The sequence below is a fragment of the Rhizobium sp. FG113 genome (assembly GCF_057809895.1).
The window spans coordinates 80,716-97,002 of sequence record NZ_JBMDKV010000006.1 but is presented as its reverse complement, the minus strand read 5'-3'; the positions used below and the strand labels follow the sequence as shown (position 1 = coordinate 97,002).

Here is a 16,287-nt window from a genome sequence, read left to right as displayed (position 1 = left end):
CTCAGCTCCGCGCCAGCCAGCCCAGGAAACGGGCGCGTACGCTGTCGAAGTGGGCCTCCATCGCCAGTCTCGCAGCGACGCCGTCGCCTGCTTCGATCGCATCGATGACGGCGATGTGCTCGAGCGCCTGCTGGTCGAAGCGGTCGTGGGTGCGAGTGATGGTGCAGCGGCGGGCGATACCGCGCATTTCGGTCAGCATGGCCGCGAGCAGAGGAAGCTCGGCGGCATAGGCGACAGCATTGTGAAACGCATCGTCGTCGAGCCAGAAGTGATCGAAAGCGATGTCGCCGCCATTGGCGTAGGCGCGCATGCGTTCGCGCGACTGGATGAGATCGGGCGTGAGCGGTCGCGTGGCCGCTGTCTCGGCTGCTGCTCCTTCAAGCAAGCGCCTGAGCTGGACGATCTCCAGCAGCTGCTCCACGGTCACCTGGCGCACCATGAGCGCGCCGTTCGGCAGCCTTGAGATCACGTCCTCTTTTTCCAGGCGCGAGATCGCAGCGCGCAGCGGCGTCCGGGAAATGCCCGAGTCCTGCGCGAGCGAGCGCTCCGTCAGCATATCGCCGGAGGAAAACTGCCCTTCCAGGATACGCTGCTTCAGATCGCGATAGACCTGTTGTGTCAGGTTTTCCTTTTCACTCATCGTGAACCGCCCGTCTCGCCGGCAATCGCGGCGTACAAGGTTTCGACTGCCGCGGCCAAATCCGCATTGTCCATGGCTTCATCGGGATTGTGGCTGCCGTTCCAGTTGCGCAGGAACACCATGACGGAGTCCCAGCCCGCCTGCGCGAAGGCTGCCGCATCATGGCCGCCCCCCGACAGCATCCGGCGCGGCGAGTGGCCAAGCCGTTTCGCCGCATCGGCAATCATGTCGCCGAGATCAGCCGACAGCCTGGTCGGCTGGCTACGCGACTGCTGACCGAAATCGAAGCGCACGCCACGCGACGCGGCGATCGATGCCGCCTCGGCCTGCAGCAGCGCGTTGGCGCGTTCGAGAACCGCGACATCGTCGCTGCGCAGATCGACGCAGAAATCGACCCGGCCCGGCACTTTGGCGAAAGCGTGTTCCGAGCTTGCAGCATCGACCCGGCCGAAGGTGACGGCGAGATCGTCGCCACCATCGAGGATGTCACCCCAGTGCTTGTCCATGGCAACGATCAGATCGGCCAGCGCAAAGACCGCGTCCGAGCGTGCCGCGCGCGGTGCTCCGCCCGAATGCGCCCATGTTCCTTCGATGCGCGCCTCGCGATATCGCAAACCACCGCGTACGCCATCGACGATGCCGAACGCTTCCTTCGCATCGTCGAGCACGGGCCCCTGCTCGATATGCAGCTCGATGAAGCGCGCGGGTGAGAGGCCCGGACCGCCCAATATGGCATCGGGATCCCCACCTTCCGCGCGGATGTGGTCGCTGAGAGTGCGGCCATTATCGGCCCGCTTCGCCTGCAGTTCAGGCGCAGTCAGGCGCCCGAGCGCAGCACGCGAACCGGCATAGGAGACGGGGAACCACACGCTCTCTTCAGCGCGCGTGACGATGACGACCAGATCGACCGGCGGCGCCTGTCCGCTGTCCACGAAAGCCGCCGCAAGGGCAACAGCGCCGGCGACACCGGCTGCGCCGTCATAGGCGCCTCCCATGGCAACCGTATCCACGTGCGAGCCGATGTAGATCGGCGGCGCATCGCGATCACGTCCCGGCAGACGCGCGAAGAGATTGAGCCCGGCATCCCGCGTCACGGTCATGCCCAGCCGCTCTACTTCCTCTGCCACCACATTATGCGCGCGGCTTTCGAGCGGGCTGTAGGATGGGCGGGTGAAGCCCGGGCCGGGGTCGGAAATGGCGTTGATGCGATCGAGCAGGCGATCGATCGTGTCCCTGATGATTGCGCTCACGCGGCTACCTCCGGCAGAAATTCAATGGTTGTGGCCGGCTTCTCGCCGGAGAGCGCCAGGAGCACATTGCGGGCGGCGCCGACTGCGACCCGCTGCAACGCCTCTGGCGTCGTGCCGCCGAGATGCGGGGTGAAGATAACCCGCTCGGTGGTGCCCAGCGGACCGTTCGGTGCTTCTGGCGAATAGACGTCCAGTGCGGCCGCAGCGACAATCCCGCCTGCAAGTGCCTCGGCAAGCGCCGGTTCGTCGATCAGACCTGCGCGCGCGGTGTTGACGAGAATGGTGCCCGGCTTCATGGCCGCAAAAGCACCGGGACCGATCATCCCGCGCGTCTCATCACGCATGGGGGTGTGGAGCGAGACGACATCGGCCTGTGCGAGGCCCTCGGCAAGCGTGGTCACCCGCTGGAACGAACCGGTATCCGAGCTTCTCGGCGAAAAGACGAGAACCCGCATGCCGAGCGCTGCGTGAAGCATCCGCCCCAAGCCGGCGCCCGTCGCGCCCCAGCCGACGACGAGCGCGGTCTTGCCGGACAACTCATGAAACGTATGGGCCTCGCGAAAGCCGCGCTCGCCGGAGCGAACCGCACGATCGGCGGCCGGAACAAGTCGAGCCGCCGCGAGCGTGAGCCCCAAGGCGAGTTCCGAAACCGATTTCGCGTTCGCGCCGGGTGTGTTGCACACCAGCACACCCTTTTGATGCGCCGCGTGCTTGTCGACGGCATCGTGGCCCGCGCCGTGAACGACAACGACCTTCAGGCAATCGCTTGCTAGGATGGGCGCAGCCGAGAGGCCCGCATCGCGGGTAATGGCGGCGTCGCAGCCCATGATCATCGTCGATACGGTCTCAGCATCCGGCGATGGGCACAAGACGGGTTCCACGCCCGCCTGCCGCAGGAGATCAAGGCCATCCTTGTGAATGGGCTGAACGATCAGGCACTTCATCGCGTTGCTTTCCGCTCGTTGCTTTCAAGCCGGCCGACAATGGCGTCGCGGGCATTGAGGACATGTCGGCTCATCAGCTTTCCAGCCTGTTCTCCATCCTTGGCGCGCAGCGCCGCGATGATCTCGAGATGCTCCTCGCAACCCTTCAGATAGCGTGCGGGAACGAGGCTGTGGTCGAACATGCAGGTCCGGCGCCTGAGATCGCTGATGGTGCGCACCACCATCTGGTTGGACGTGGAACGCGCCAGCGTCAGATGGAAATCGTCATCGACCCGGCGCTGCTCGTCTTCCTCGCCCGGTCCTTCGGTCATCAGGGCGGTCACACGCCTCTCAAGACCGTCGAGGATAGCGGGAGCAACCGCTGTCGCATGGCGGGCGCAATAGCCTTCGATGACACTTCTGAGAAAGAAGATCTCGTTCACCTCGCCTGAGGTCAGCGTGCGAACCTTGAGAAAGCGCCCTTCCTGGACGGCAAGTCCTTCGGCCTCGATGCGCTTGATCGCTTCGCGAACCGGCGTGCGCGACATGGCAAGTTCCTCGCCGAGCTTCGCCTCCTGCAAGACGTCTCCGGGCTTCAGTCCGCCGGCGAGGATCATCTCGATGATTTTCGCATAGGCCTGCTTGGCAAGCGGTTGGCTCATATTTGTCGGTCCTCCACCTTTGCCGCGTCCTCTGGTTTTTCTTCGAGAGACGCAAGGATATCCGCGAGCGCGTCATTACGCGCGATCAGCAGCTCCTCCGCCTCTTCCTGGGATATGGATTTGAAGCGAATGGTGCTGCCCGTCGCCGTCTGCGCCAATCTTGGCAGGTCGACCGAGGCAACGGTCGCGATCTTCGGGTAGCCGCCCGTGGTCTGGCGCTCCGCCATCAGCACGATCGGCCGCCCTGATGACGGCACCTGGATCGAGCCCGCCACCGTCCCATCAGAGACGATATCGTGACCGGCGAAGGCATGGATGACGGGACCATCGAGAACCTGCGCCATCCGGTCCCGGCTTGGGGTGACACTAAAGGGTTCCTGCAGGAAATTCTTCCAGGCGGTGGCGTCGAAATGATCCGCCTGCGGCCCCGGAACGACGCGCACCGGACCGTTCGATCGCGAGAAGGGCTTGCGCAATGCAAGGAGCGAAGACTTCTTGGTCTCGCCAAGCGGCAGCGCATCGCCGATCGCAAGACGCCGTCCCTCAATACCGCCGAGACCGGAGCGAAGATGCGTGGAGCGCGCCTCCAAAACCTTCGGCGTGTCGATGCCGCCCGAGATGGCGAGATAACCCCAGACGGCCTGCCGCAGGGCGCCGATCTTCAGCACCTCGCCCGGCATAAGCCAGTGGCTTTCCCAACCATGCCTGACCTGACCGTCGACGGTGATGTCGATGGCGCCGCCGGTCACCGCGAAACGCACCGGCTTTTCGGCCACGAACGCCCCGCCGACATGCGCGAATTCCAGCGCCGCGTCACTATCCGCGTTGCCGACCAGCCGATTGCCAATCAGCATCGACATCCGGTCCATCGCGCCGGCGCCGGAGACGCCGAGGTGCATGAGCCCGGTACGGCCGAGATCCTGGACCGTCAGCATGGGCCCGGCCTGCTTGATATGGAGCATGGTCATGGTGCCTCCCAGTCCTCCACTGCCCCGCCTCGGCTGACCGCAGCATCGAGGCTTTCGGCCTCGTCGGCATCGACAGGACGAAAGCGCACGCGATCGCCGGCGCGCAACAGGAATGGCTGAGGTCGCGAGGGATCGAATAGCCTGAGCGGCGTGCGGCCGATGAAGCGCCAACCACTAGGGCCGGGAACGGAATTGATACTGGCCTGCTTGCCGCCAATGCCGATCGCGCTGGCCTCGATCCGCTGGCGCGGAACGGCAAGGCGCGGTGTATGCAATTGCTGCGGCAGGCCGCCGAGATAGGAAAAGCCCGGCGCGAAGCCGATCATGTAGACACGATAGTCCGCGGACGCATGCAACGCGATCAGCTCCTCGCGCGACATCTGCTTCATATCCGCGAGCTCATCGAGATCGATCCCGACCTTCTCGCCATAAAGAACAGGTACGGTGATACGGCGCGCGGTTGCGCCGCCCACCGACAGCTGGCCGAGCAATGTTTCGAGCGAAGAGGAAAGGGTCTTCCCGCGTATGATGACGGGATCATAAGCGACGAGAAGCGAACGATAGGTCGGAACGGTTTCGATGACGCCTGTTATCGGCCGCGTCGCCAGCATGTCCGCCAAGGCGATGACACGCTCATTCGTCTCTTCATCGATCTGGTCGGAGAATTCGACCACGAGCGCACTGTCGCCGGACGCGATAATGCGCGGATAGTTGGGATGGACCGACTGCATCATGGCCATGGGCGCGACTTTACCTGTAAGAGGGGCGCGGGCGCAGTAGAATGCCGCTCGATAGGCCTAAGTGCCGAGCGCAAACGGAAAGCGAGAGATATTTCCACCATCACCATCAAACACGTCTCGACAAGCGAGATTCTCAATCGACAATGCCCTTGTCATTTCAGTACACCAACTGTATGTCAAGCATTATCCTACGCCCAGCGGCAATTGACGAATGGCCGGCGGCGCCCTCGCAAACAAGGAGTTCAGCCATGGTATCAGTAGATTTGAACTGCGACATGGGCGAGAGCTTCGGCGCCTACAAGATCGGCGACGATGCGGCCATGATGGAGATCATTACCACGGCGAATGTGGCCTGCGGTTTCCATGCCGGCGATCCCGTTGTCATGCGCGACACGATCCTCAACGCCAAGAAGCATGGCGTCGCCGTCGGCGCCCACCCATCCTTCATGGACCTCTACGGTTTCGGCCGACGCAGAATTTCGGGCGAGCGGCCTGAGGATATCGAGGCGCAGATCATCTATCAGATCGCCGCGATCCAGGGGATGGCGTCGGCGCTCGGCTGGCCGATCACCCATGTGAAGACGCATGGCTCGCTTGGCAACATGGCGGCCGAGGATGCGGAACTGGCGGCAGTTTGCGTGCGCGCCATTCGCGCCGTCGATCCGAACCTCGTCTTCATCACCCTCCCCTATTCGCAGACCATGCGGGCCGCAGAGGCCGCCGGCCTCAGCGTCGCCTGCGAGGTCTATGCCGATCGCCGTTATCTCGACAATGGCATGCTGGCGCCACGGCAAATGGAGGGCGCCGTCATTCATGATGTCGACCAAAGCGTCGATCAGGTGCTCTCGATGGTCTGCAACAACAAGATTCCGACGATCGGTGGCACAAGCCTCGACGTCGACGCGGCCACCGTCTGCATTCACGGCGATACGCCGGGTGCGGCGGTAACGGCACGCGCCCTGCGTGACAAACTTATCGCCGCTGGCGTAGATATCGCACCCTTTTCCAAGCCTGAAATCTGAACGAGGAATGATTTTGACCCGTACCGTATATCTGAATGGCAGCTGGCTCGCCGAAGCTGACGCAAAAGTCTCCGTTTTCGACCGCGGCTTCCTGTTCGCCGACGCGATCTACGAAGTCACCGGCGTGATCGGCGGCAAGCTGCTTGAATATGCCGGTCACGCGGCACGCCTGCAGCGCTCCACGGCCGAACTGGGAATCGCCTGCCCGCTGACGGAAGAGGAACTGCTTGAAGTTCATCGCGAGATCGTGCGCAGGAACGATCTTCAGGAGGGACTTATCTATCTGCAGATTTCCCGCGGCGCGGCCGACCGAGACTTTGCCTTCCCTGAGAACGCAACCCCGACGCTGGTTCTGTTCACCCAGGCCAAGTCCGTGCTCGACAACCCGAAGGTCAAGACCGGGATTTCCGTTGCGCTCGTTCCCGATCAGCGCTGGGCTCGGCGCGACATCAAGACGGTCCAGCTGCTCTATCCCTCGATGGCGAAGATGCAGGCTGCATCCGTCGGCGCCGATGACGCCTGGCTGGTCGAGGACGGCTTCGTAACCGAAGCAAGCGCGGCAACGGCACACATTATCAGCAAGGATGGGACGCTGATCACGCGGGGCCTGTCAAACGCGATCCTGCATGGCATCACGCGCCACAGTGTTCTCGACATCGCTCGCAACGCCGGCCTTGCCGTCGAGGAACGCGCTTTCACGCCAGAGGAAGCGAAGGATGCCGCCGAAGCCTTCATCACCTCGGCGACCAACTTCGTTCTGCCCGTGACCTCGATCGACGGACAGGCGGTCGGCGACGGAAAGCCAGGACCCCAGACGCTAAAGCTCCGCCAGCTCTATATCGAAGACAAGCTGGCAAACGCCATCTGACCCCTCGTTGTCGCCCGTTTACGGGCGACAACCGCTATTTCGCCGGCGTCGGCTCGCCGAGCGAGAGCATGAGGCGGTTCGCCCAGTTGAAGAAGGCGGCGCCGTGAATGACGTCGGCGATTTCGAGATCGTCGAGACCCTCCTTATGCAGCTGGTCGACCTGCTCCGCGCCGAATGCCGGTGGTGTCGCGGTCAAAGCCACCGAGGCCGCAACCACAGCCTTCCAACGGCGGCTGGAGAGATCGGCGCCGGTGCCTTCGTCAAGCAGCCTCTGAACCTCTTCCGTGCGCTTCGAATGATGCGACGCAAAGCGCGAATGTACCGAGGCGCAAAAGATGCACCCGTTACTGCGCGAAGCGGCCGTGGCGGAAAGCTCACGCTCGGCGCGCGGCAAACCGGCCTCCGTGTTGTAGAAAATGTCCTTGTCCGTCTTGGTGCGGGCTTCGAGGATCCCCGGATCGCGCGCAAGAAGCATGAAGTACGGAGACTTCGACCGAGAGGCGTCAACGAGGCCGGCCCAGTGCCGTTCCGTGAGCTCTCCTTCTGAAAGCGGCTCAAGCCAGGGCGTCCAGCCGATTTCTTCCTGGGTAAAGCTATTCGGGCGATTTTCGATCCGCGGATGAATGACGGTATCGGTCATGACGAGCTCCTTATTCCGCGGCCGCGCGTGGAGCGCGCGCCTGTACGGCGGTCCCCAGCGCTGAGAGCGCGGCGACGACACGGATCTGGAAAGAGAGGAACGCAACGAGTTGCGAGAGGGTGACGATCGCCGTTGTCGTCCATCCGGCGTCGAGCAGCTTCTGCAAGGCATCCGGGCTCGCCTCGCGCGGACGGAAAACGAGGAGATGTGCGTGCTCCAAAGCTGCCGACAGTCTGGCGCCGAAAACGGCGCGGCCAAAATCAGATACAGCATAGGCTGGCCCCGGCCTGTCTTCGACAGATAGCGGTCCCGCCGGATAATGCCCGTAGGGGCCTTCCGCCGCGGCCCGGAGCAATTCAGTCCTCACCGCTGCCACAAGTGACGCGCCGCCACTCGCTTCACTCAAACCGGCGGCGTAGAACTCGGTGACACCTGCGTCGCGATGCAGACCGGCAACAAATGCCGCAAGCGCAAGCCGTTCCGGGCGTGTCACATCGATCTCACTCACCGGGTCGAAGAGCGCGAGATAACTCTTCTGCGCGTTGATGCGCGTTTCCGGGCGCTGGTTACGGATGCGATCCAGAAACGAGCCTGGCTCGATTGCCGCCAGAAGATCGATAATGTCGGGTGTCTGCGCACTCATATGGGTTCCTTTCCTGATATCGTCCTAAACCGTGGCAAAGCGTCGCTCCTGGGTTTTCGGGTCCGGAGTCTTCTGCGATATCCAGCCGAGCGCGGGTGCGACGTGGCCTGCGATCAGTTCCAATGATCGCAGGATGTAGTCGTGCGGCGGATCGACGGAGTGGACCTGGAAGACGAGATCGGTGACGCGCTCGAGCGCCGTGTCTGCTTTCAAGGAGGCGATCACATCCTCTGGTGTGCCAACATGAACGTCGAACGCCCGGATGAGATCTTCCGTCTTGGTGCTCGCAACCTTGTGTCCGCTGGCGATGAAGCGCTCCACGCTGCGCCGAAGCCCCAGTTCGGCAAAATGAAGAGCCTGCTTGCGATCATCCGCCACGAAAAGGCTTCGCGATCCGAGAATGCGCGGCGCCCTCCCCTGTGGCAGGTTTTGGAGATAGGCGTCGATGATCGGGTTTTGCAGCTCCCAGAGAGGCGTGTCGGGGGCATCGGCGGCGCGCGGCTGCGTCCGGGACAGCATCAGTCCATCGCCATCGCGCCCTGCTCTTTCGCCGCCACCAACAGAGAAGGTTGCCTGCCAGACACGATCCAGAAGATGTGGCGCCGTTGGATAGAGCCGGCTACCCCCTGTAAGCGGGCGTCCCGCCCAGGCGTCGCGAACCGTTGCCAGGCTCTTGGCGTAGACGGCGGCCCGCGCGCTGCTCTCCAGTCCGAAGGGCAGGAAGGACGACGGCGTTCCACCCGTCCCGAAGCCGATCTCAAGGCGGTTGCTTGAGAGAATGTCGAGGACGGCGGCATCTTCCGCCACGCGCACAGCGCTTTCCATCGGCAGCGTGATGACGCCGGTCCCAAGCCTTATCCGCGAAGTCCGGGCCGCAAGCTCCGCCAGGAAAATCAGCGGCGACGGCAGGCCACCTTCTTCACCATCGAAGTGGTGCTGTGCCACCCAGGCGCTGTCGAAGCCGAGTTTCTCGGCATGAACGATCTGCTCGGCAACCAGCCGGTAACGCGTGGCCGCATCGGCCTGATCGAGCACGCGGCTGAAAAAGCCCAGCCGCTTGGGCGCAATTGCCTTCGTCATCGTTTGCTTCCCGTATTCGTCAAGGTGGATGGCCGCCGTGCCGGGGCGAATGTCTTGCCCGGAATTGCGGCGATGAGTTCGCGTGTGTAGTCGCTTGCGGGGTTGCCGAAGACCTGATCGACCGGACCGCTGTCAACCAGCTTTCCGCCGTTGAGCACGGAAACCGTGTCGGCGATCTGGCGAACGACGGCGAGATCGTGCGAGACGAAAAGGTAGGTCAGGCCGAGCTCGCGCTGCAGGTCGCCGAGCAGGGAAAGAATTTGCGCCTGCACCGTGACGTCGAGGGCGGAGACGGCTTCATCAAGCACCAGGATTTTCGGCTTCAATATCAAGGCGCGAGCAATCGCGACGCGCTGCCGCTGCCCGCCCGACAGCGCTTGCGGGCGTCTGCCCAGAACATCATCGGGAAGCCCGACTTTGGCGATGATCGCCTCAACCCGCGCCATCCGCTCGCCACGGGCCACCGGCTCGAAGTTCAAAAGCGGCTCCTCGACGATGCGCCGGATCGTCTGACGGGGATCGAGTGAGCCGAAGGGGTTCTGGTAGACGAGCTGTATCGCCTTGCGGAACAGCCGCAACGTCTCGCCGCGCAGCTCCGAAAGCGGCAGGCCGTCGATGACCACCCGACCCGAGGTCGGCTTCTCGAAAGCCGCAACGATACGGATGCTCGTCGTCTTGCCCGAGCCGGATTCGCCGACCAGTGCATGCGTCGTGCCCCGCCGAACCGTGAACGATATGTCATCGACCGCACGGAAGCGCCCATCCCCGCCGATGCCGAAGTCCTTGACCAGGTTCTCGACGACAATGATATCGTCACCCGGTTGCTCCCTTCGAGGCGTGGCAACGATGCGCGGGCGCCGGTTGAGCGATGGCGCATCGAGGAGCAGCTGGCGCGTATAGGCGCTCTTGGGGTTGGCCACGACATCCACTGTCCGGCCCTCCTCCTGGATTCTGCCGTTCTTTAGAACGATCAGGCGATCGGACCGGTCCACCGCCACGCCAAGATCGTGCGTGACGAGCAGGATCGCCGTGCCATATTCCCGGCGGAGCTCATCGATCAGGTCGAGAATGTGTTTCTGCACCGTCACGTCGAGCGCGCTTGTCGGCTCGTCGGCGATGATGAGCGCGGGCTTCAGCGCGATGGCGATGGCGATAAGCACACGTTGCTTCATGCCGCCGGAAAGCTCGTGCGGATATTGCTGTGCGCGCAGCCTCGGCTCGCTGAGGCCTACCCGCGTCAGGAGTTCGACGGCCTGCGCATAGGCGACCGGACCGGATGCCTTGCCATGGATGGCAAGAATCTCCGCGACTTGCTTGCCGATCGTCTTGACGGGATTGAGCGAGTTACCCGGATCCTGCGGCACGAGGCTGATGACCGCGCCACGAATGCCATCAAGCCGCCCTTGCTGCCAGCCGGCGATCTCCTCGCCATTTAGCCGGATGCTCCCGGCTTCAAGCCTGCCGTTACCGGGCAGGAGGCCGATGATTGCTTGCGCGGTCGAACTCTTGCCCGAGCCGGATTCGCCGACGAGCGCGACAACTTCGCCGGGATTGACGTGAAAGTCTATGCCGTGAACGGCAGTCCGCCTTCCGCCATGGCCTTCATAGCTGACCGTCAGCCCGGCAACGTCCAACACCGGCAATGGGTGGAGCAGGTTCCTTGGCAGATCGTTCGGTCTTATCGTCATCTCTCTCCTCCTCCGATTGCCTGGCTGATGCGGTTTACGCAGAGCACCACGAGAACAACGACGACACCGGGCGCGGCGGTGAGCCACCACGCGGTCGCGATGTAATTGCGACCTTCGGCGATCAGAAGTCCCCATTCCGGCGTCGGTGGCGGCGCGCCGTATCCGAGAAAGCCGAGCGTCGACAATTGCAGGATCGCCGATCCGACCTGCAGCGCCGCGAAGGCGATCACTGAGGTCAGGGAATTGGGCAGGATATGGCGCCAGAGGACCCTCAGAAACGTGCCGCCGCTGCCGAAGGCAGCTTCGACATATTCGCTGCGCCGAACTGTCACGACCTCGGAACGCACGATGCGGGCAAAGCTCGCAACCGAGGTGATGCCGACCGCGATCGCAGCGTTGAGCGTACCGAAACCGAGGAGGATGATGATGCTGAGAGAGAGCAGCAGAACCGGGATCGACAGCAAGACATCAACCAGCCGCATGATGACGGTATCCGTCCGGCCGCCGAGCGATCCGGCAAGCACACCGAGCGTGGTTCCGAGAGCGAGCCCGATCGCGACCGCCGCCAGAGCACCGGACAGCGAATGAACGGCGCCGTGCACCAGGCGCGCGAAGAGATCGCGCGCGAGTGCATCCGTGCCGAGGATATGCGTGAGGCTGGGCGCTTTCAGCTGCTGGCCGGGGAGCCCCTTGATGGGATCGTAGGATGTAAAGAGCAGCGGAACGATAGCCCACAACAGCACGATGGCCAGCACGGCGACGGCAAGCACGAGGCTGACATCAATACGCTGCCGGCGCGGCGCATCTGCCGCTGCCGGATCGCCAATGCTGTTGGCATCGTCGATTTCAAGCGGGCGTTCGGCGACATCAAGGCTTGTCATCGGGCAGTCTCCGGCTTGGCTTTGAGCCGTGGGTCGAGAATGGGATAGAGAAGATCGACCATTAGATTGATGGTCACGAAGGCGGCGGCCGACAGCACGACGATCGCCTGCAGCACCGCCACATCCTGGAAGTTCACGGCCTGCTCAGTGAGACTGCCGATGCCGTTGAGGCCGAAGACGGTTTCAGTGATCACGGCACCGGCCAGAAGTTCACCAAACAACACGCCGCCCACAGTCAACACTGGCAAGATTGCGTTCTTCGCCACGTGCCGCCACAGGACACCGGCATGCGAGGCTCCCTTGGCGCGCGCCACGGCGACGAACGGCCGCGTTTTAACCTGATCGATATTGCGAAGAAGGATTTGCGCCAGCGGTGCCGAGATGGGAACGGCGACGGCAAGCACCGGCAGTATCAAACCTTCCCACGGCCCCGGATTGATCACGGGAACCAATCTCAGGCGAAACGAGAAAATCTGGATCAACATGATCCCGAGCCAGAAGGTCGGCACGGACACGAATAGCGAGGGCACCGACTGAATGATGCCGCGCAGCCTGCCAAAGCCCTGGATGTTGGCGAGAACTGCCAACAATAGCGCGATCAAGATGGCGACGACGAAGGCAAAGCCGGCGAGGCGGACCGTGGGAGGCAGGTTCGTTGCGAGCTGGGCGCTGACGGCGACGCCCGCCTGCAGCGAGTAGCCGAAATCGCCGACCAGGAACCGTCCGGCGGTGTGCAGATACTGCGTGAACACAGAGCCGTCAGCTGCGTACGCCGCGCGAATATCGGCCAGCTGCTCGGGGCTCAGGCCATATTCGGGGTTCTGGAACTTGATCAGCACGGCATCTCCCGGCATCGCCTGCAAAAGGACGAAGGAGATGGTGAATGCGGCCCACAGCACCAAAAGCGCCTGACCTATGCGTGACGTGATATAGCGGGTCATACCGATCCCTTCGCGTGAGGGTGTGCCCGGCCAGCGCCGGGCACCTTGTTCAGTGCGCGGCTATCCAGGTGCCGTAGAAGCTCGGGCGGCCGACAGCTTCGAAGGCAACGCCATTCACATATGGGGCACCGGCGAAGGCCTGCGGCTCTTCGAAGATCGGGATCGCGTAAGCCTGATCGATCACGTAGTTCTGGACATCGCCGGCGATCGCCAACCGCTTGGCGCGATCAGGCTCCGAGGATAGTTGCTCGAGCAGGCCATTCAGCTTGTCGTCGACGAAGGACTTGACCTTGTCGCTTGGCCCGCCTTTTTGGCGAAGAACGTCGCGGTTCTTCGGATAATACTGGCTCTTGATGACATCGGGATCGGCGCGGCCGACCATCGCCGGAGAGACCGGCGTCTTGGCGGGATCCAGATCATCGACAGTCTTGCTGCCGGAATCGCCGGCAAGGACATTGAGCGTCACGCCAAGCTTGGCCCATTGCTCGGCAACCAGCTGAAGCGTCGCCTTGTTCTGTGGCTGAGGCGGCGATTCATAAGCGGTCAACACCAGCGGCTGACCATCCTTTTCGCGAATGCCGTTTGCACCGGCCTTCCAACCGGCCTCGTCGAGCAGCTTGGCGGCCTTGTCGCCGTCATAGGCCAGTTTTGGAGACAGATCGACATAGCCCTGTGCAGTGGAGGCGATGATCGACTTCGCCTGCGGGTAGTTTGCCGAAAACAATGTCGAGATAATCTCGGCGCTGTTGGTCCCGTGGAGCAGCGCCTGGCGCACCCTGATGTCCGACACGAGCGGATTGTCGGGCCGGAAGACGACGCTGTTGTTAACGCCCCGCGTCGGAGCGGCGTAGATTTTGTAGCCTTGGCTTTCGACCTGTTCTTCGTCATAGGCCTGAACCTGGCGGATGAAGTCCGCCTGGCCTGAGAGAAGCGCGCCGATCCGCACGCTGTCTTCGCCGGTGATGATGTACTTGATGCCATCGAGATAGGCGCGGCCCTGATGCTCAAGCTTTGCCGGCCCCCAGCCGTAATCCGGGCGAACTTTCAGGCTGAGCTCCTTGCCGAGTGTCTCGCTGTCGACGACGAAGGGACCCGAGCCGACGATCTTCGTCGCGTCTCCCAGCTGGTCAAACGGCAAGGCCAGCGTCTTCAGCGACACGAGACCGGATCCGATGACCGACGTGCCCTGCAGAAAGCCCGGCGACGGCTTCTTGAAATAGAACTTCACCGTCAGCGGATCGATAACCTCGGAGCGATCATAATTGTTGATCACCTCCGACACCGGTTGTTTCAGTTCCTTGTTGCCAAGACCGAAAGTGTCGAAATTCTTGGCGACCGCGTTGGCATCGAGCGGCGAGCCGTCTGAGAAGGTCACGCCCTTGCGCAGCTTGAAGGTATATTCGGTGGCGTTTTCATTCACCGTCCAGGATTCGGCGATCCACGGTTCGATCTCGAGCGTCTTCGGGTTCTGGTAAGTCAGCTTGTCCGTGATCTGGTTCAGCACCCCACCGTTCGGATAAAAGCCGCCAGCCGGCGGATAGAGGTTGGTGTGGGGTTGCTGCTCCAGATAGATCAACGTGCCGCCTTCCACTGGCTTGGAGGACTCCTCGCCCCAGGCGCTGGCCGCCGTGGCCGCGATCGTACCGGCAAGAAGAAGGCTCTTTATCGTCGTCGTGAAGCTCATCGATTTTCCCTCTGAAACGAATGGGAAAACAATAATCGGATAAGCATATAGTATATAGAATTAGTATTCTATAATCAGCAAACTCCTGAAAAATCTCCGATGCGCTTGGCGCGAGCCGTTGGAATTTTACCCCGCGATGCTGTCGCTGATCCGCTGCGCAACAGCGCGTGCCTGCGCCCGGATATCAGGGACAGCCGTGATCTCCCAGAACTGACCGGCCGTCAGCGCGCCTACCGCATGCATCGGCACTGAACCGGGATTGCCGCCCAAAACGCTGGAAGCCTCGTCCACTCCAATACCGAGCTGAAGCGGGTCGGCCTTGATCAAACCCTGTCGCATCATCTCCTGCAGCAAGGGCGAATGAGCGATGCCGGCGCGTTCCACGCCCGTACAGTTAACCAGCCAATCGCAGGCAATCTCGCTTGCATCATGCGTTCCTCGCCCGCGGTAGCGGAGCATCAGCCGATTTCCTGCCTGCTCGACACTTTGAAGATATCCGGCATGAACCGACACCTGACCGCTTGCCATCATGTCGCGAAACCTGTCGTAGACATCCGGCGCCACGCGATGGCGGTGGATGTTCCACCATGCAAGGCCGTGACGCAGGAACCTGGAGCGCTCCGACGGCGCCAGTCGCTGCCACAAAGCCTGCGTCTTCGGACGCAGGGTGTCCATAACGCTGCGCCAGTCCCCGGAGCGGCGGCTCTCGCGGCGCAATTCGCGCAGAAGTGCACTCATGCTGCTCGGCAGGCTGGCCGGATCAAAATCCGCCGGTGGTTTTGGTGCTCTTGCATGCCCGTGCGGCACAAGGCCCCTTCGCGACAGCACGTCGATCTTGCCGCGGAACCCCTGGGCAAACAAGGCAAGGACCTGATCAATCATCGTCAGTCCCGAGCCGAGGATGCAGACACTGTCATGTGCCTCCACGCGACGAAGCCAAGAAAGGCGCCAGGGATTTTCGACAGTCCTGTCGCGTGCCTCCGCGGAAAGTCCAGAGAGCCCAACGGGCAGCGGCGCATTGCCGACACCGAGACATAGCACCACGTTTCGTCCGACGATCTCGTCGCCATTGTCGAGCAGGAAGCCAAGCGTGGCGCTATAGCGCTCCACGCAGCCGGTGGCCTTTGCGCGGATGAAATCGACCTTGCAGCGTGATCGCTTATCCCGCAGCAGGGCTGCGAGCGTATCTCGAACGTAGAGCCCATAATCTTGGCGCGAGGCGAAATCGCCATCCCGCAGCGGACGCTTGCGCTCGGCAAGCCACGTCACGAACGCATCCGGCTTGTCGGGAAAAAGGCTCATCCTGCCGGCGGGCACATTCAATCTGTGCAGATAAAGCTCCGAGCGATAAGCGGTTCCGCGTCCAAATCCCGGATCATCGCCAACAACGGCAACCTTGGCCGAAGCGGGAAGATGCTCGATCAGATTGCAGACAGTGGCGATTGCCGAAAAGCCCGCCCCTACCACCACCACGTCATAGCTCATGCGCATCTCCTTCGCGGCCTGCATAAGACGTGGCTTCTCCGGCGGGAGTTTCAAGGCCGCTACAGCGGGCGGTTGATGCCACGCCAGTCTGCGACAGCCTCGAACTGTTGTTCCCAACCCAAGCGCCGGCCGGGAACAACCGGTGGGAAAATTCGTTGTGTCAGCATCTCGG

General features: G+C 62.6%; 16 protein-coding genes. 2 read left to right on the top strand and 14 right to left on the bottom strand.

Going from position 1 to position 16,287, the window contains the following annotated elements; all coding sequences use genetic code 11:
• Position 1: 1 nt before the first annotated feature.
• Genes ACODTZ_RS16765 through pxpB form a run of 6 tightly spaced genes read right to left on the bottom strand, consistent with a single transcriptional unit; the run spans position 2 to position 5,183 of the window.
• On the bottom strand, positions 2–640 hold the full coding sequence (locus ACODTZ_RS16765; protein ID WP_047510761.1) for a GntR family transcriptional regulator: 639 nt from the start codon (positions 638–640) through the stop codon (positions 2–4).
• Positions 637–1,890 carry a hydantoinase/carbamoylase family amidase gene (locus tag ACODTZ_RS16760; RefSeq protein WP_489026868.1) on the bottom strand — a complete coding sequence of 418 codons (1,254 nt, stop codon included), beginning with the start codon at positions 1,888–1,890 and terminating at the stop codon, positions 637–639. The genes ACODTZ_RS16765 and ACODTZ_RS16760 overlap by 4 nt, the downstream gene beginning before the upstream one ends.
• On the bottom strand, positions 1,887–2,834 hold the full coding sequence (locus ACODTZ_RS16755) for an NAD(P)-dependent oxidoreductase (protein ID WP_489026867.1): 948 nt from the start codon (positions 2,832–2,834) through the stop codon (positions 1,887–1,889). The genes ACODTZ_RS16760 and ACODTZ_RS16755 overlap by 4 nt, the downstream gene beginning before the upstream one ends.
• Positions 2,831–3,475: a GntR family transcriptional regulator gene (locus ACODTZ_RS16750; protein WP_047510767.1), complete on the bottom strand. Its 645-nt coding sequence runs from the start codon at positions 3,473–3,475 to the stop codon at positions 2,831–2,833. The genes ACODTZ_RS16755 and ACODTZ_RS16750 overlap by 4 nt, the downstream gene beginning before the upstream one ends.
• Positions 3,472–4,443, bottom strand: a complete 972-nt coding sequence (locus ACODTZ_RS16745; protein WP_489026866.1) for a 5-oxoprolinase subunit C family protein — start codon at positions 4,441–4,443, stop codon at positions 3,472–3,474. Before ACODTZ_RS16745 ends, ACODTZ_RS16750 begins: the two co-directional genes overlap by 4 nt.
• Positions 4,440–5,183, bottom strand: a complete 744-nt coding sequence (pxpB, locus tag ACODTZ_RS16740) for a 5-oxoprolinase subunit PxpB (RefSeq protein WP_489026865.1) — start codon at positions 5,181–5,183, stop codon at positions 4,440–4,442. Before pxpB ends, ACODTZ_RS16745 begins: the two co-directional genes overlap by 4 nt.
• A gap of 248 nt (positions 5,184–5,431) precedes the next feature.
• Here pxpB and ACODTZ_RS16735 point away from each other — a divergent pair, with 248 nt between their 5' ends.
• Entirely contained in the window at positions 5,432–6,205 is a 774-nt protein-coding gene (locus ACODTZ_RS16735) for a LamB/YcsF family protein (RefSeq protein ID WP_489026864.1), read from the top strand.
• Positions 6,206–6,212: 7 nt separating this feature from the next.
• Entirely contained in the window at positions 6,213–7,073 is an 861-nt protein-coding gene (locus tag ACODTZ_RS16730; protein WP_489026863.1) for a D-amino-acid transaminase, read from the top strand.
• Positions 7,074–7,107: 34 nt separating this feature from the next.
• On the opposite strand, the gene ACODTZ_RS16725 is transcribed toward ACODTZ_RS16730, so the two are convergent.
• The 8 genes from ACODTZ_RS16725 to ACODTZ_RS16690 all read right to left on the bottom strand — a co-directional run bounded on the left by ACODTZ_RS16725 (position 7,108) and on the right by ACODTZ_RS16690 (position 16,121).
• Entirely contained in the window at positions 7,108–7,713 is a 606-nt protein-coding gene (locus tag ACODTZ_RS16725) for an alkylhydroperoxidase domain protein (RefSeq protein ID WP_489026862.1), read from the bottom strand.
• Between the two features lie 10 nt (positions 7,714–7,723).
• Positions 7,724–8,356, bottom strand: coding sequence for a CMD domain protein (locus ACODTZ_RS16720; RefSeq protein ID WP_489026861.1), 633 nt, complete (start codon positions 8,354–8,356; stop codon positions 7,724–7,726).
• A gap of 24 nt (positions 8,357–8,380) precedes the next feature.
• Complete coding sequence (locus tag ACODTZ_RS16715) at positions 8,381–9,436, bottom strand: putative FMN-dependent luciferase-like monooxygenase (protein ID WP_489026860.1); 1,056 nt, start codon at positions 9,434–9,436, stop codon at positions 8,381–8,383.
• Positions 9,433–11,124, bottom strand: coding sequence for a dipeptide ABC transporter ATP-binding protein (locus ACODTZ_RS16710; RefSeq protein WP_489026859.1), 1,692 nt, complete (start codon positions 11,122–11,124; stop codon positions 9,433–9,435). The genes ACODTZ_RS16715 and ACODTZ_RS16710 overlap by 4 nt, the downstream gene beginning before the upstream one ends.
• Positions 11,121–12,005, bottom strand: coding sequence for an ABC transporter permease (locus ACODTZ_RS16705; RefSeq protein WP_489026858.1), 885 nt, complete (start codon positions 12,003–12,005; stop codon positions 11,121–11,123). Before ACODTZ_RS16705 ends, ACODTZ_RS16710 begins: the two co-directional genes overlap by 4 nt.
• Positions 12,002–12,946 carry an ABC transporter permease gene (locus ACODTZ_RS16700; RefSeq protein WP_489026857.1) on the bottom strand — a complete coding sequence of 315 codons (945 nt, stop codon included), beginning with the start codon at positions 12,944–12,946 and terminating at the stop codon, positions 12,002–12,004. The genes ACODTZ_RS16705 and ACODTZ_RS16700 overlap by 4 nt, the downstream gene beginning before the upstream one ends.
• A gap of 49 nt (positions 12,947–12,995) precedes the next feature.
• Entirely contained in the window at positions 12,996–14,630 is a 1,635-nt protein-coding gene (locus tag ACODTZ_RS16695) for a TIGR04028 family ABC transporter substrate-binding protein (RefSeq protein ID WP_489026856.1), read from the bottom strand.
• 126 nt (positions 14,631–14,756) lie between these two features.
• A complete protein-coding gene (locus ACODTZ_RS16690; RefSeq protein ID WP_489027023.1) occupies positions 14,757–16,121 on the bottom strand; it encodes an FAD/NAD(P)-binding protein in 1,365 nt (454 codons plus the stop codon).
• Positions 16,122–16,287 lie beyond the last annotated feature (166 nt).